A 12708-nucleotide genomic window follows, 5' to 3' on the forward strand; every position below is an offset into this window, starting at 1 on the left:
GGATCACATCACGCCGCCGAAATGACCGCCGCCATGTACTCCTTCATGGCCAGTTGCAAAAGAAACCACATCAATGAGTTTGAATGGCTCAAAGACGTCTTTGAACGAATCCAAAGCATCAACCACAAAAACCTCTACCAACTCCTGCCATCCAACTGGCCCAAATACCGCCCTAAATAAAAATCACTTTTTCTGCAATATGGGGTTGGTCGGAGGGATACACTTATTTTTTAAAAAAACACCTCCGGGGCCATATGCCCAACCGTACTCCAACACCAAGTCAATCCATTGCTTCAACAGCGGAGGACAGGAATACCAATAAATCGGGTGATGCCAGATAATGATTTCATGCTGAAAAAGCAGCTCCTGTTCCTTTTGGATGTCTATGTTGAAATCGGGATATAGCTCATACAAATCCCGTATTTCAATGTTTTCCAAATGACTGATAGGTTCAAGGAGTGCGTGATTGACATCCGATTGTTCGTACTTCGGATGGGCAAAAAGTACCAGGATTTTTCTCATAAATAGACTCAATACATCCAACAGTGGTAGGAGTTGGAAGTCTTGAATATAAAAATCCTTGGCCTGATTGGAACCAACCCAGCCAATAAAAAATCAAAAAGGTCTTCATACCCAGCACCAAAAGCGAATGATGCAGGGTTATTGGAATTCTATTCCTCTTTTGAGGAAGGACTCTTCAAGACCAAATAGAAGCAATACAAGGTGATTCCGATAATCAGGCCTTGAGTAACTAAGGATAGTATAATAGCTGAGGTATTCATGGCTGAGTCTTTTTTCGATGTAGGGAAGAGTACCAAACTATGGCGGTGATCACGAGGAACAATATGGCAAGTTGGGTTCTTGCCAAACCGGAAAACCACATTTTTCGCTCCAAAAATTCGGATCGACTGGGATCAGCTGCCAGTTGGGCCTCCAGGTCGGCAAAGGTAAGTTTGGCGAGAAGGGAACTTGGATCCAAACTCCATCCTTGGCCGGATAGGAGATTTGAAAACCCGGCATTCCAATCATTTCCTGCCGGTGTGATCAGGGCTCCCAAGAGAACCATTAGGAGCAAGACCGGGGTGATGTATTTCATAATCCATTGATAAGCAGATGGAATTCGGATTTCTGCCCCTCGGTTTAGCTCTTGCCACCCCTTATCCATTCCAAAAATCCAAGTAAACAGTATGGTTTCCAAAAGCGCAAACACGACCAAACTGACGGTTCCTGCCCAATAATCGTATTCGTCAAAATATCCATATTGGTAAAATAGGACAGTAGGAATTCCCATCGCCAAGGCAATCAATCCAAAAGAGATCGCACCTTTTACTTTCCCCCAGCCAAACTCATCCTTCATAAAGCCCATCCAAGGCGTTCCCATGGCAAGCGATGAGGTGATTCCGGCAAAGAAAAGCAAGCCAAACCAGCAAATTCCCGCAAAAGCGCCAATAGCAGGTCCCCATTGCTGGAATAAATACGGCATGGTCTGAAAAGCCATTCCAAATCCGGCGTTTTCCAAGACCCAATCCAATCCCAAAAAACCTGCGGCAATCGGAATCACAATGGCACTTCCCAATACGACTTCCACGAGCTCATTGGTAAATCCAGCAGTCACTGAATTAAGGGCGATATCTTCATTTTCCTTCAAATAGGAAGCATAGCACTGGATCGACCCCATACCCACTGAAAGGGTAAAGAAAATCTGACCTGCAGCTGCCAACCAAACTTTGGGATCGGCCAGAGAACTGTACTGCGGTGTCCATAGAAAATTGATCCCATCCCAGGCATTGGCGTCGGGAAAAGCTTCCGACGCAAAACGGTCTCCCATGGTCCAGGCCCGAATGGCCAATAGGACACCAAATAAAATCAGCAAAGGCATACCGATCTTCGCGACTTTTTCGATTCCTCCCAAACCTGTAGAAAGGATATATACATTCACTCCCAAAACCAGAATGTAAATCAGGAGGGGGAATAGAGGAATCCCAAAATCTGACCCCTGCAAGAGTACATATTGGTCAAAAAATTGACTGATCGATTCCTTGTCCAAGCCGCTGAATGTCCCGATCACGCTATGTATCACATACATGAATGTCCAGGATTCGATATAGGTGTAATAGGCTACAACAGCGATATTGGTAAAAATTCCAAAAACACCGATGTACTTCCAATACCATTTTTGGCTCATGGAGTCCAAAATATAAGGGGTACTGTGATTGCCCAGTTTACCACCAAATCTCCCAATACTCCACTCGATGAAGAGCAAGGGGATTCCCATCAATAAAAAGCAGATCAGGTAGGGTAAAATAAATGCCCCACCGCCATTTTGAACTGCCTGAACGGGAAACCTTAAAAAATTACCCAAACCGACCGCATTCCCGGCCATGGCTAAAATCAGCCCGGTCCTCGAGCCCCAAGACTCTTTTTTCATAGATTTATTCGTTTGATTGTAAGGAGGGAGGCCTTGATGTAGGCCTCCCAACTGAGATGATTAGAGGTTGGTCCGGATGAGTTCAGCCCATTTTTCAACAAGCAGTGTTTCTCCCATCAAATCCGAAAAGAATTCTTCGTTATAAAATTCGACCAAACTGCTTTTTTTCGTCGGGGATACATAGTGGATCTCCAGCCCCAGCTGTTCGAGGACACTTTTTTTGGATTCTCCCAGTTCCCTTGTCTTTTTTATCACAGTCACTTTCTTGATTTCCGACAGAGGGATACAGAAAGTGGCTCCAATTTCTCCTTCCTGATGATAGACAAGGACCTTCTTTTGAGTATCCAAACCGATGGCGTACTTGTGTCTCCAGGATTCGAATTGATCCAGATTTCCTCCGATGGCATTTATGGCATCTTTAAGATTTTGAACGAGGAGGTTATCTTTCTTTTTGTTTTTTTGAAAATGGTAAATAAACGGCACAGTGAACGCACCAAATAACACCACAGACAGCACAGCTGTCACAGGATCGATTGTGATCATTTGTATTGAAATTTTTGGATTAAGGTGAAATAGCCGAGAAGGCTGTTTTGAAAAGAGGTTTGAGGCTGTGTGACCCGCTTTTCCAAGGATAGCATTCACCGCGATTTGCGATAAGCGCCCATAAGACCATCAAAAGAAGAGTCTCAGGGGAAATCTACGGTGAGTCTATTCAAAGAGGACGGGTAGCATGCCTCCAGAAAAAAGGATTTCACCTACCAGGAATAAAAATACCTGATGAAAAATAGTCGGATGTCGAGTAATGCCCGGGATTTAGTGAAAAACGCAGGGGCCAAATAGGTACTTGATGGGGAAAAGATGGCAGGAATCCACTCGGAATTTAATTTGCCATTCAGTCTCCAGTCTATTTCAAATGGGGGAGTCTTTGGATTTTCGAAGGTGGATCGAAAATGAAGATCCGGACCTGAAACCTCACTCAGAAAGGTTTGCCTTGATTTGTTATTACCTTCTGTTGGGATTTTAGGCGGAAATGAAAATACAGCCACCATGCTGATCATCCAGCATAGACTGAGAAAGAAAGCAGATTGCCGTTTTTTCATTTTTATCACTCCAAATCAACCTCAAATGTAGTGGAATTGATTCCAATAAATCCTATTAGTCTTCAAGGTTTTTTTAGGGGATAAAGTTGGACCTCGTCAAGGCCGTATCCGATTTCAACTTTTTTCCATGGCGTGCTAGGAAATAACAATGAGGTAAGGACCAATTCTCCTTCATTGACAAACAATTCGATGGAAGAGGCATCCAGAAAAATCCGGAGATTTTTAGCTTTCCAACTCATGGGGGCTGCATGGGCTGCCGAAAAATCGGGATGGAAATCTGCTTTCCCGGCCTGTCTTCTGTCTATAGTAACCAAATTCATTTCCTTGGAAATCAGAAGTTCTTCACCAAGTTCATTTGAAAATTTAAGTTGAAAATGATCCTCATTGTCCACTTCCGCGAGGATCTCAACAGCTTCGGAAGGAAGCACGGACTCTTTTCCCGAAAGGGAAATAGCCTGGAGTCTTAGAGCGAGGAGTTCTTCAGCTGGGGAAGATTTGACCAATAGGGTGCCATCCACATCAAAAAGGCTGAGCTCTCTCGGAATGGTCATGGCTGATCTCCAAGTTTTTGTAGGAAGCCGCTGTGCATACAGCCAATTACTCATCCAGCCGATGAAAAGAGTCCGATTTTGTTCTTTGGGAAGGTTTGCCCAAGTCACGCCGGCGTAATTATCCGGTCCATAATCCAGCCAACGAATCATAGTGTCATCGGGCGTAAAAGTCCCGTTTTGGAAATCACCGATAAAATATTGGGTAGCTGAGCCATTTTGAGGTCCACCGGGATTTAAACTGACCAGTAAGACCCATTTCTGTTTTCCATCAGGCGTAGTGAAAGGCAAGAGATCAGGGCATTCCCAGACTCCTCCATGAGCACCGATACCCTGACCGAATTCACTGAGCAAGGTCCAATCTTTTAAATCAGACGAACCGAAAAACTGGATTCTGTCCAAAACAGCCAGCGTCATTATCCAGCGTTTGTTTCCGTCAGCTTCGGTGATTTGAGATACCTTAGGGTCTCGGAAATCTTTAATTCCCTGATTTGGCAGGACAGGATTTCCTTCATATTTGGTCCAAGTGCGACCCTTGTCAAGCGAGTAGGCAATTGCTTGCTTTTGGTAATCTTTTGCCCCTGATTTTTCCCCAGCCATATCATGATAGGTATAGATGGCCACTACCGGCGGATTTTCGGCTGTTCCCAATCCAGATGAATTTTCCGCATCAAATACTGCACTGCCTGAAAAAATATACCCTAGGCTATCCGGGTAAAGTGCGATTGAAAGGTCTTCCCAATTGACCAAATCCTTGGAAACCGCATGTCCCCAATGCATTGGACCCCAAACTGTGCTATCGGGGTAGTATTGATAAAACAGGTGGTATTCTCCGTCTATAAAAATCAGTCCGTTTGGGTCATTCATCCAGCCTTTGGAAGGAGTGAAATGATAGATCGGACGATAGGTTTCGGAAACTTTGGTTTCAAAGGTGACTTCAGAAGATTTGTTGCACGAATACAAGGAAAGTAAAAAACAAATAGTCAAAATCTGCTTTATGATTTTCATAATCGTTGAAAAGAGTTGAAGGATCGTTTTCATCCAAAGCTACAAGGAATTAGTTCAAGGAAGCGGGTTTGAGGCAAGTTTTTCGACCAATTCCAGACCTATTCCGCTGATCAGACATCGATGCTTCTGATTTCCTGTGAGCATTTTGGTCCAATCCACCAGCCCACCATCTGCCAGATCGATCAAATGTCCCTCATGGGTCAAAAACACCTTAAACTGAAAAGATTCATAATAGTGATGTTCAGGATCCTCCTGAAATGTCATGGGGATGGAAATCGAGTTCTGAAGCCAGTTTTCCAGCCGTGCTTTCCATGATTCCGGGTTTTCTTTCAGATAAAAAGCCAAACGGAATTCTCTATCGGGAAAAGAGTGGCGAAGAAGATGGAGTATCAGGCTTAAATGAGCTATCAATTCCTCTTTTTCAAATCGAAATGAGCCTGAATCCACTCCCCCCGAGGCCATCCCAAAAACTTCAAAATGGGCGGTAAAATTGGGCTGGTCAAAATGCTGCGCACGGATGTGCCTATGGGTCGTGGCAAATCTTTTAAGGTCTTTTGAGCCCTTTTTATGGGAAAGTGCAAGCTGTAAAGCCAAAATATTGGTGGCATCAGCCATGATTTCAGTGCCTCTTACTGCACTGATCACTTTGTCTTGATGGACTGTGCCGAAGCTGGAACAGGAGCCAAAAGGGGCAGCAGGGGAACAGGTCACTGGTTCAAATCCCTTGATTTTGGCTGCTTGGAGCCAGTTAAGCTTCCGCTCAAGGATGCGGATTGGATCACTGCTTGCCGGAAGGGTAAAGCGGTTTTTCTCGTAATTCCTCAATAATTCGCTTGGACTTACCGATGCGGCTCTTTGTTTGAACACTTCCAGCATGAGGCTATTGAATTCGGATCCGCTAAGGTTCTGAGCTAGCTTGGAGACGATTTTTGGGTCTCCGATTTTGTGCAATATTTTCTGGATCAGGGCTTGTGTCGACATGGAAATCTAAGAATCAGGGGAGAGGGGAAGATGAGAATCAATTTTTTATAAAAATAGATTTTGCGTTCTGATAAGGCAAAAGTTCCAATTGAACTGATAGTTTTGTCAAAATTTTAATCAAGTCGTCTCTATAATGAAGGGAATTATTTTAGCCGGGGGATCCGGTACCAGGCTTTATCCACTTACCATCGCAGTCAGCAAGCAGCTGATGCCGGTCTATGACAAGCCGATGATTTATTATCCGCTTTCGGTCTTGATGATGGCGGGTATCCGTGAGATTTTAATCATCACTACTCCCGAGGATTCGGCTGCATTTCAAAAACTTCTTGGCGATGGATCACAGGTGGGTTGTCGGTTTGAATATGCTGTACAGCCCAGTCCTGATGGATTGGCTCAGGCTTTTATTATCGGGGAGGAATTTATTGGTAATGACAAAGTTGCCCTGGTTCTTGGCGATAATATTTTCTATGGTTCCGGTCTCCATAAGACCCTGCAGGAAAACACCAATCCGGATGGAGGGGTGGTATTTGCCTATCATGTGAATGATCCGGAGCGCTATGGCGTTGTGGAATTTGATGAGCAGCAAAAAGCCATTTCAATTGAGGAAAAGCCGCTGAATCCTAAGTCAAATTTTGCGGTTCCGGGACTTTATTTCTATGACAACCAAGTGGTAGAAATCGCCAAAAACATCAAACCAAGCCCAAGAGGAGAGCTGGAGATTACCGACGTAAACAATGAGTATCTCAAAATGGGAAAGCTTCAAGTGGCGATTTTGAACCGTGGCACCGCCTGGTTGGATACCGGTACTCACCAGTCCTTGCTTCAGGCGGCCCAGTTTGTAGAAGTAATTGAAGAGCGTCAGGGATTAAAAATCGGATGTATCGAGGAAATCGCTTTCCGCAATGGCTTCATTGGAAAAGAAGAATTGCTCAAAGCTGCTGAAAAACTGGGTAAAAGTGGCTATGGAACGTATCTCAAAAGGCTGGTAAAATAAATTCCAATAAAAAAAACGAAGGTTGTCTGCAGATGTAGACAACCTTCGTTTTTTTAAGGTTTATTTTCAGTTTGGCATCTCTGCCTCGTAGAGTTGGTGCCTTGCCAAAAAGTCCGTTACATGCTTTCCGGAAAGTGGTTTGGAGATGTAGTCCAAAACCTCTGGATAGGAGAAAGCCTTGTCCCGATCCGATGCATCTATGGAACTGGTGATGATGGAAATTTTAAACTGGGATTTGATTTTGGAATCCAGTTTACTAAAAGCATCCAAAAATCCCCAACCATCCATGACGGGCATATTGATGTCCAAAAGAATCAAAACAGGACCTTGACTTTCCAGAATTTGATTAGTCGCTACGCGCTCCATGATTGCTTCAATAGCCTTTTTCCCATTTTCAAACTGAGTCAAGGTTTTATCAAAATCAATCGAATTCAAAATTTTTTTACCGACCATCCGGACAATCGCATCGTCATCTATGAAAAAAATCTCGCTTATTTTGAATTTACTCATTTGATTTCAAAATTTTCCTACAAAATTAATGGTTTTATCCAATTAAAAATTGGTTTCGGTGCAATGAAGTGTATTTTGCCGAATTTTTTTTCAAAATTTCAGCATTGGGAACAAGAAAACCTACTCCTCAGGGATAAAAAAATCAAAGGATGTTTTTTCTTTTAAACCAAAGGTAAATCACCAATGAAATACCGGCCATGATGCCCCAAGTGAGGAAATAGCCGAATTCCCAAGTCAGTTCAGGAATAAACTGAAAATTCATCCCGTATACCCCAACAATGAATGTGAGTGGAAGAAAAAAGGCCGAAAAAATGGTCAATAACTTCATCACCTCGTTGGTCTTTTGTGATGTGGTCGAAAGGTGGATATTAAGGATGGAATTGGCTTCGTCCAGAAAATCATCAAACTGGAGAATTAAGCTAGCGACCGTTTCTTTTAAGTCTTGTACTTGGGTTTGATTGGCAGGCTTGACCGAAATTTGATTCAGCACCATTTGAGTCAGAAGCATAAGTTTTTTACAAGCCCTGGCCTTTGCTTTGTCGTAATAGAGGTCTTCTACTGAAAACTTTCGACTGTGATTCAGGAAAATATCGTGTTCAAACCGATCCATTTGCTCCGACAACCAATCCGCAGGCCCCTCAAAAGTCTCCAGCATCTTTTCGGCTATTTTGAGAATCAGGGATTCTGCATCAGCGAAATTGCCCTGAATGGAATGTAAAAAATCAAATGACCTCTGATGAATAGTGATCAATAGATTTTCCTTGAAAAAAAAGCCGATTTTGTTGGTGAGTTCTGAGATTTCAGAGGAGTTTTCCTCGTTTTTGGCAGAATAGGCTCTCAAAATTAAAAAATTGAATTCTCCGACTTTTTCGATTTTGGGAAGGTGGCCGATTTGCAGCGTGTCTTCTAAAAGGTGAAGACTGATACCAAAAGGCCTAACCAACTCGGACAATTCAGACATTTTGGGATTTTCCAAATCAATCCAATGAAAATTCTGAAACTCTTTTTTTACTTCTCCCATACTGGACTCGGCCTGGTTGATGGAATTAAAATAGATTTTTATTCTAAGATTTGAGCAAAAGCTCCAAACTCGTACGCAAGATCCCTCCCATGTTTTGACAACTTAGAAACTTCTCGGATTTGTAATGTTTGGCCAATTCATTTTTCAAAGACTCGACATTCTCCGTTGGTGCAATTTTGTCTCGTTCCATTGTAGAGAGGATATCTTCAATTTCCTTGTGGGAAGATTTCAACCGGGTGGCAATCAGAGCGCGCTCTTCCCGCTGGTACTGTCGCATGGATTCGGGAGTGATGATTTCCATCCCCAGTTTGATCAGCGCATTATTTTCTTTGAAGTATTGGGGCAAATAGATAGACTTTTTGCCTTCGTAGGATTGCTGATCAAAGTCAATAGCCCGAATTCGGTAGTGGGTTTCTTCAAAATCAGGTGTCACGTCCACCACAAAATTGGAGGAGTGCATATCCCCAAGCAATCGGACAAAACAACGCTCGTTGAATTTGACAAATTCTTTAGCCAATCGGATCGGATTAAGATTGGGATCGTCCATGTGTTGCCGCATAAATTTATCCCCTGGAATACCGGCAATATGCTCTTCGATCAGGGTGTCTTTATGGACGAGGTAGCTGATTCGGTTGGGGGAAAGCAAATCCTCCAATTCCAGCCCATAGACCCTGGAAGCATCGGCACGCTTGATGTAGAAGTAGTCAAAATTGTCATTGATCCGATTGACAATCCGGACCCGAAAAGGTTGGGTATTTCCATAGATGCACAAATCAATCCGGTCGATATAGAGGTGGTCCATCACGCTCATATCTCCGCCGGCCTTCAGCAAGGCATAGATTTTTTTGACGTTGAGATGGATCTCCTCCCAATCACTTTGGTCATAGAATACAGTCTCCCATAGGGTATCCTGCTCCTTGGAATCATAGAGCGCGATAGAATTGGAATACCGTAGGAGCTCGTGGTAATGAATGGGAATATCAACCTCACGGCCATACTTGATCAGGTAGCGACGCAAGCCCGTTCCGATAGGGTAGATGAGCTTTTTCTTACTGATCAGAGCCATGAGCTTACAACGGGATTTGTTGGCTTTTTTTCAAGTTTCGGTCGAAAATAAAGGGCCCAAAAGGAAGAACAGAAGCTAAAAGGGCAAAAAAGGTCCGTCCAAATTCCCATTTTAGGCTTTTGGCGGTGGGGAAAACAATGTAGATATAGACGATGAACAACAGTCCATGCACCCAACCCACATAAGTGACTGCCATTGGCATGTCAAACATGTATTTGAGCGGCATAGCTATTCCCAGAAGTAGTAAGAAGGATAGGCCTTCGATCAAGCTGATCCACTTGAATCTTCTTGCCCATTTGATTTGTTCGGTATTCATTTGGTGCCGGAGCTAAGGTTAAAGAGAATCTGGAGCGACTTCCAGAGTTTTATTTTCAGGGGTTTGTCCTCTGCTATGACCGAAAGCGCATCTGCAAACAAATACTCGGTTTCCTCCTCGGAATAAATTTCATAGGGGTTTGCAGGAATGGCATTGATGGGGTGTTTGATCCGTCCGAATTTCAAAACTACATGAGCATTCAGCGCTTGAAATTCTTCCAGGGAGCGGTTTTCCAAATTCTCAGAAGAAATCATGCCTACTTCATTCATCGAATGTCCACAGGCATTGATCATCTTGACCAACATGTCCAAAACCTCTGGACCCAGTTCAGATTCTTCGTGAAGGATCAATATTCCTTTCGAAAAATTTCCACTCACAGGGATTGGATCCGGTTTAATTTCTTCTTTCAGTTCCTCCAGGTCTACCGTGTCTTCTTTGGCTTCTGGGTCACCGGAGAGGGAAGTATTTTCAGGAGAAAGCATCGGGATTTGATTGGGAGATTCTGCTCCTTGAAGTTCTTCTTCCAATTTTCGTAGATCCTCAGGAATCAGATAAAGCTCTTCTTCCAAAAATGCTTTTAGATTTTCCAGACTGTCATGTTCCATGTCGGGAAATTGGCTAAAAAATGCCTGATGGCAAAAGAGAACTTTGGAAAAGGCGGATTACCCAATTTGTTTTTGCCATTCAAAATTCAAAAGCATGGCCAAAGAAATTCAGCCATGCTTTTATCATCCAAGTCTTTGGATGATTATCGCTCAGTTTTTCAGCGGGGTCTCATCACAGATTACATCTCCGGCTACATACTGCATACCATCCAGAAAGAATTTCAGTAGTTGCGGATTTTCGAAGCTTTGAGCATTATGAGATGGGGAGGCATACATCACTTTTCCTTTGCCTTCAGCGCGGATCCAGGCTACGTAGGTTTTGCCTTCGGTCAATTCTTGGCCTTTTCTTTGGTTTTTGATCTCGGCATTGTTGAAATAAAGGAGCGGTTTAAAGTTTTGTTCTGCATAGGCGTTTTTGTAGAAATAAGGCTCATCAATATGGCTGAAGCCTCCGGCAGGGAAAGCGGAAACCAAAGGATGATCAGCGTCTTCCAAATATACTTGGAATGACTGCTGAGGGGGGTGATAATCAAAACTCGCTCCGACCAGCCGGCTAAATGCCCAAGAATTATTCTGGGTAGTCACAGCCCCATGGAGCAACATCAGCCCTCCGCCTTTCTTGACGTAGTTCAGAAGATTGGACTCGAGTTCCTGGGCTTTTTTCATCAGGGTGACAGAATCGGCATTGGAATCAGCTCTTAGCTTATCCCAAAACAGGTTTCGGTGATCTGGCCTGGAACAGGTGTTGTTGAGGATGATGGCATCGTATTTTTTCAGGTTTTTGGATTCAAACTCCGAGATGTCCTTGCTTCCTGTCACCGTGAATGCCCCGCTTTTTTCTCCGATGATTTTGATCATTTCTTCCGTATGTGGGATGACCCAATGATTGAATCCGGTATGGAGAGAAAACACCAGAATTTGTTTCTTTTTCTTGGTTGGAAAAGTAGGTTTCTCCGGTGCCAAGGAATGGATTTTACCTTTCCATTCATGGTCTAACGTGACTTCTGGAAGGCTTTGTGAATGGGCAAACTGTACGAAAAACAAGAAAACGATTCCGTAGAAAATATTCCTCTTCATGGGACTAAGGTGGGTTAATTTGGATTCTTTCATCGAGATTTTGATATCTTCAAACTCTAAGCCCAATAACCAGAATTTTCCATGCGTTTCAAAAGAAATTTCCTTTTACTGCTCGTTTTAGCCGGTTTTTTTACGCGATCGTTTTCGCAAAAAATTGATTTGAACGAGACTTCAAGTGGAGTAGATTTTCTCATTGATAATCAGAGGGTCCTGACTTATCAGACCAAGAAAGAACCGGTGCCGGCAGGAGTCAAGGAAGCATTTAGCAAGTCCGGTTTTATTCACCCGATTACTTCACCGAGCGGTCAGGTTCTCAGTAGGATACAGCCTTCAGACCATTACCATCACTACGGGATTTGGGGTCCTTGGACCCGAGCTACCATCAGTGGGAGAGAGGTGGATTTTTGGAACTTGGGAGATGAAAAAGGAAGGGTGGATTTCTCCCACGTGCTTTCCAAAAAGATTGCAGGAGGTGCAGCAGAACTCAATGTACGCCAACATCACATCGACCTGAAAGCCCCCGAATCGGAACGCCTTGCTATTGAAGAAGACCTTCGCATCAAAGTGAAGCCTGCTGACAAAGGTCGCTACCTAGTGGACTACACCACCACCATTTATACCAAAATCCCCGGAGGAATCTTGCTTGATGACTACCGATACGGTGGGGGAATCGGTTTCCGTGCCACCGAACTCTGGGGAGATGACAACAGCACCATTTTAACTTCGGAAGGTCATGATCGGAAGACAGCAGATGGTTCCAATGCCAAGTGGATCATTGTGAAGGGAAAGTCAGGCGATAAATCCGGTCAGAGCGGAATCTTATTTTTAAGTCATAACACGAATAAAGCCCATCCTGAACCCCTTCGGGTTTGGCCTGTGGGTCAATACAATGGAAAAGGCAATGTATTTATCGAATTCTGTCCGATCCGTCATGAATCCTGGGAGATTCAGCCCAATAACCGTTACACCCTGAAATATAGAATGATTGTGTTTGACGGTGACCTCAGTGCACAAGAAGCAGAGGCTTACTGGAGAGCATTTGTCAAATAACCCC

15 protein-coding genes are annotated in these 12708 nt (G+C 43.6%); 3 read left to right on the forward strand and 12 right to left on the reverse strand.

Annotation, left to right across the window (positions count from 1 at the left end):
• The coding region (locus tag CLV31_RS10580; protein ID WP_146250888.1) for a transposase domain-containing protein at window positions 1-180 on the forward strand (180 nt) is incomplete at its 5' end.
• Between the two features lie 3 nt (window positions 181-183).
• Here the strand turns inward: CLV31_RS10580 and CLV31_RS10585 are convergent.
• The 6 genes from CLV31_RS10585 to CLV31_RS10610 all read right to left on the reverse strand — a co-directional run bounded on the left by CLV31_RS10585 (window position 184) and on the right by CLV31_RS10610 (window position 6065).
• Complete coding sequence (locus CLV31_RS10585; protein ID WP_111392868.1) at window positions 184-522, reverse strand: NAD(P)H-dependent oxidoreductase; 339 nt, start codon at window positions 520-522, stop codon at window positions 184-186.
• 256 nt (window positions 523-778) lie between these two features.
• The gene (locus tag CLV31_RS10590) at window positions 779-2428 is read right to left on the reverse strand and encodes an SLC5/6 family protein (RefSeq protein WP_111392869.1); all 1650 of its coding nucleotides are present in this window, start codon (window positions 2426-2428) and stop codon (window positions 779-781) included.
• 60 nt (window positions 2429-2488) lie between these two features.
• Complete coding sequence (locus tag CLV31_RS10595) at window positions 2489-2971, reverse strand: hypothetical protein (RefSeq protein ID WP_111392870.1); 483 nt, start codon at window positions 2969-2971, stop codon at window positions 2489-2491.
• 212 nt (window positions 2972-3183) lie between these two features.
• Complete coding sequence (locus tag CLV31_RS10600; protein ID WP_111392871.1) at window positions 3184-3528, reverse strand: hypothetical protein; 345 nt, start codon at window positions 3526-3528, stop codon at window positions 3184-3186.
• A 62-nt stretch (window positions 3529-3590) separates the two neighbouring features.
• Window positions 3591-5117, reverse strand: coding sequence for a glycoside hydrolase family 32 protein (locus CLV31_RS10605; protein ID WP_245943377.1), 1527 nt, complete (start codon window positions 5115-5117; stop codon window positions 3591-3593).
• Between the two features lie 21 nt (window positions 5118-5138).
• Window positions 5139-6065, reverse strand: a complete 927-nt coding sequence (locus CLV31_RS10610) for a hypothetical protein (RefSeq protein WP_111392872.1) — start codon at window positions 6063-6065, stop codon at window positions 5139-5141.
• A 133-nt stretch (window positions 6066-6198) separates the two neighbouring features.
• On the opposite strand from CLV31_RS10610, the gene rfbA reads away from it, so the two are divergent.
• Entirely contained in the window at window positions 6199-7059 is an 861-nt protein-coding gene (gene rfbA / locus CLV31_RS10615; protein ID WP_111392873.1) for a glucose-1-phosphate thymidylyltransferase RfbA, read from the forward strand.
• Between the two features lie 66 nt (window positions 7060-7125).
• Here the strand turns inward: rfbA and CLV31_RS10620 are convergent, their stop codons facing one another.
• The 6 genes from CLV31_RS10620 to CLV31_RS10645 form a co-directional block, all read right to left on the reverse strand.
• Window positions 7126-7569 (reverse strand): response regulator, encoded by a 444-nt coding sequence (locus CLV31_RS10620; protein WP_111392874.1) that lies wholly within the window; start codon window positions 7567-7569, stop codon window positions 7126-7128.
• Between the two features lie 142 nt (window positions 7570-7711).
• Window positions 7712-8590: a CorA family divalent cation transporter gene (locus CLV31_RS10625; RefSeq protein ID WP_111392875.1), complete on the reverse strand. Its 879-nt coding sequence runs from the start codon at window positions 8588-8590 to the stop codon at window positions 7712-7714.
• A 43-nt stretch (window positions 8591-8633) separates the two neighbouring features.
• Window positions 8634-9656: a hypothetical protein gene (locus tag CLV31_RS10630; RefSeq protein ID WP_111392876.1), complete on the reverse strand. Its 1023-nt coding sequence runs from the start codon at window positions 9654-9656 to the stop codon at window positions 8634-8636.
• A 4-nt stretch (window positions 9657-9660) separates the two neighbouring features.
• Complete coding sequence (locus CLV31_RS10635) at window positions 9661-9972, reverse strand: DUF3817 domain-containing protein (protein WP_111392877.1); 312 nt, start codon at window positions 9970-9972, stop codon at window positions 9661-9663.
• Window positions 9969-10577 (reverse strand): hypothetical protein, encoded by a 609-nt coding sequence (locus tag CLV31_RS10640; RefSeq protein ID WP_111392878.1) that lies wholly within the window; start codon window positions 10575-10577, stop codon window positions 9969-9971. The genes CLV31_RS10635 and CLV31_RS10640 overlap by 4 nt, the downstream gene beginning before the upstream one ends.
• Window positions 10578-10727: 150 nt before the next feature.
• On the reverse strand, window positions 10728-11654 hold the full coding sequence (locus CLV31_RS10645; protein WP_111393080.1) for a ThuA domain-containing protein: 927 nt from the start codon (window positions 11652-11654) through the stop codon (window positions 10728-10730).
• Window positions 11655-11813: 159 nt separating this feature from the next.
• Here CLV31_RS10645 and CLV31_RS10650 point away from each other — a divergent pair, with 159 nt between their 5' ends.
• Window positions 11814-12704, forward strand: coding sequence for a DUF6807 domain-containing protein (locus CLV31_RS10650; protein WP_245943378.1), 891 nt, complete (start codon window positions 11814-11816; stop codon window positions 12702-12704).
• Window positions 12705-12708 lie beyond the last annotated feature (4 nt).

This window comes from Algoriphagus aquaeductus (genome assembly GCF_003253485.1).
GTDB lineage: Bacteria > Bacteroidota > Bacteroidia > Cytophagales > Cyclobacteriaceae > Algoriphagus > Algoriphagus aquaeductus.

Coding starts and splice junctions, on each gene's coding strand:
- CLV31_RS10645 (WP_111393080.1), bottom strand. CDS start 11,654: ATGAAGAGGAATATTTTCTACGGAATCGTTTTCTTGTTTTTCGTACAG.
- CLV31_RS10620 (WP_111392874.1), bottom strand. CDS start 7,569: ATGAGTAAATTCAAAATAAGCGAGATTTTTTTCATAGATGACGATGCG.
- CLV31_RS10595 (WP_111392870.1), bottom strand. CDS start 2,971: ATGATCACAATCGATCCTGTGACAGCTGTGCTGTCTGTGGTGTTATTT.
- CLV31_RS10590 (WP_111392869.1), bottom strand. CDS start 2,428: ATGAAAAAAGAGTCTTGGGGCTCGAGGACCGGGCTGATTTTAGCCATG.
- rfbA (WP_111392873.1), top strand. CDS start 6,199: ATGAAGGGAATTATTTTAGCCGGGGGATCCGGTACCAGGCTTTATCCA.
- CLV31_RS10625 (WP_111392875.1), bottom strand. CDS start 8,590: ATGGGAGAAGTAAAAAAAGAGTTTCAGAATTTTCATTGGATTGATTTG.
- CLV31_RS10610 (WP_111392872.1), bottom strand. CDS start 6,065: ATGTCGACACAAGCCCTGATCCAGAAAATATTGCACAAAATCGGAGAC.
- CLV31_RS10640 (WP_111392878.1), bottom strand. CDS start 10,577: ATGGAACATGACAGTCTGGAAAATCTAAAAGCATTTTTGGAAGAAGAG.
- CLV31_RS10630 (WP_111392876.1), bottom strand. CDS start 9,656: ATGGCTCTGATCAGTAAGAAAAAGCTCATCTACCCTATCGGAACGGGC.
- CLV31_RS10585 (WP_111392868.1), bottom strand. CDS start 522: ATGAGAAAAATCCTGGTACTTTTTGCCCATCCGAAGTACGAACAATCG.
- CLV31_RS10600 (WP_111392871.1), bottom strand. CDS start 3,528: ATGAAAAAACGGCAATCTGCTTTCTTTCTCAGTCTATGCTGGATGATC.
- CLV31_RS10635 (WP_111392877.1), bottom strand. CDS start 9,972: ATGAATACCGAACAAATCAAATGGGCAAGAAGATTCAAGTGGATCAGC.
- CLV31_RS10605 (WP_245943377.1), bottom strand. CDS start 5,117: ATGAAAACGATCCTTCAACTCTTTTCAACGATTATGAAAATCATAAAG.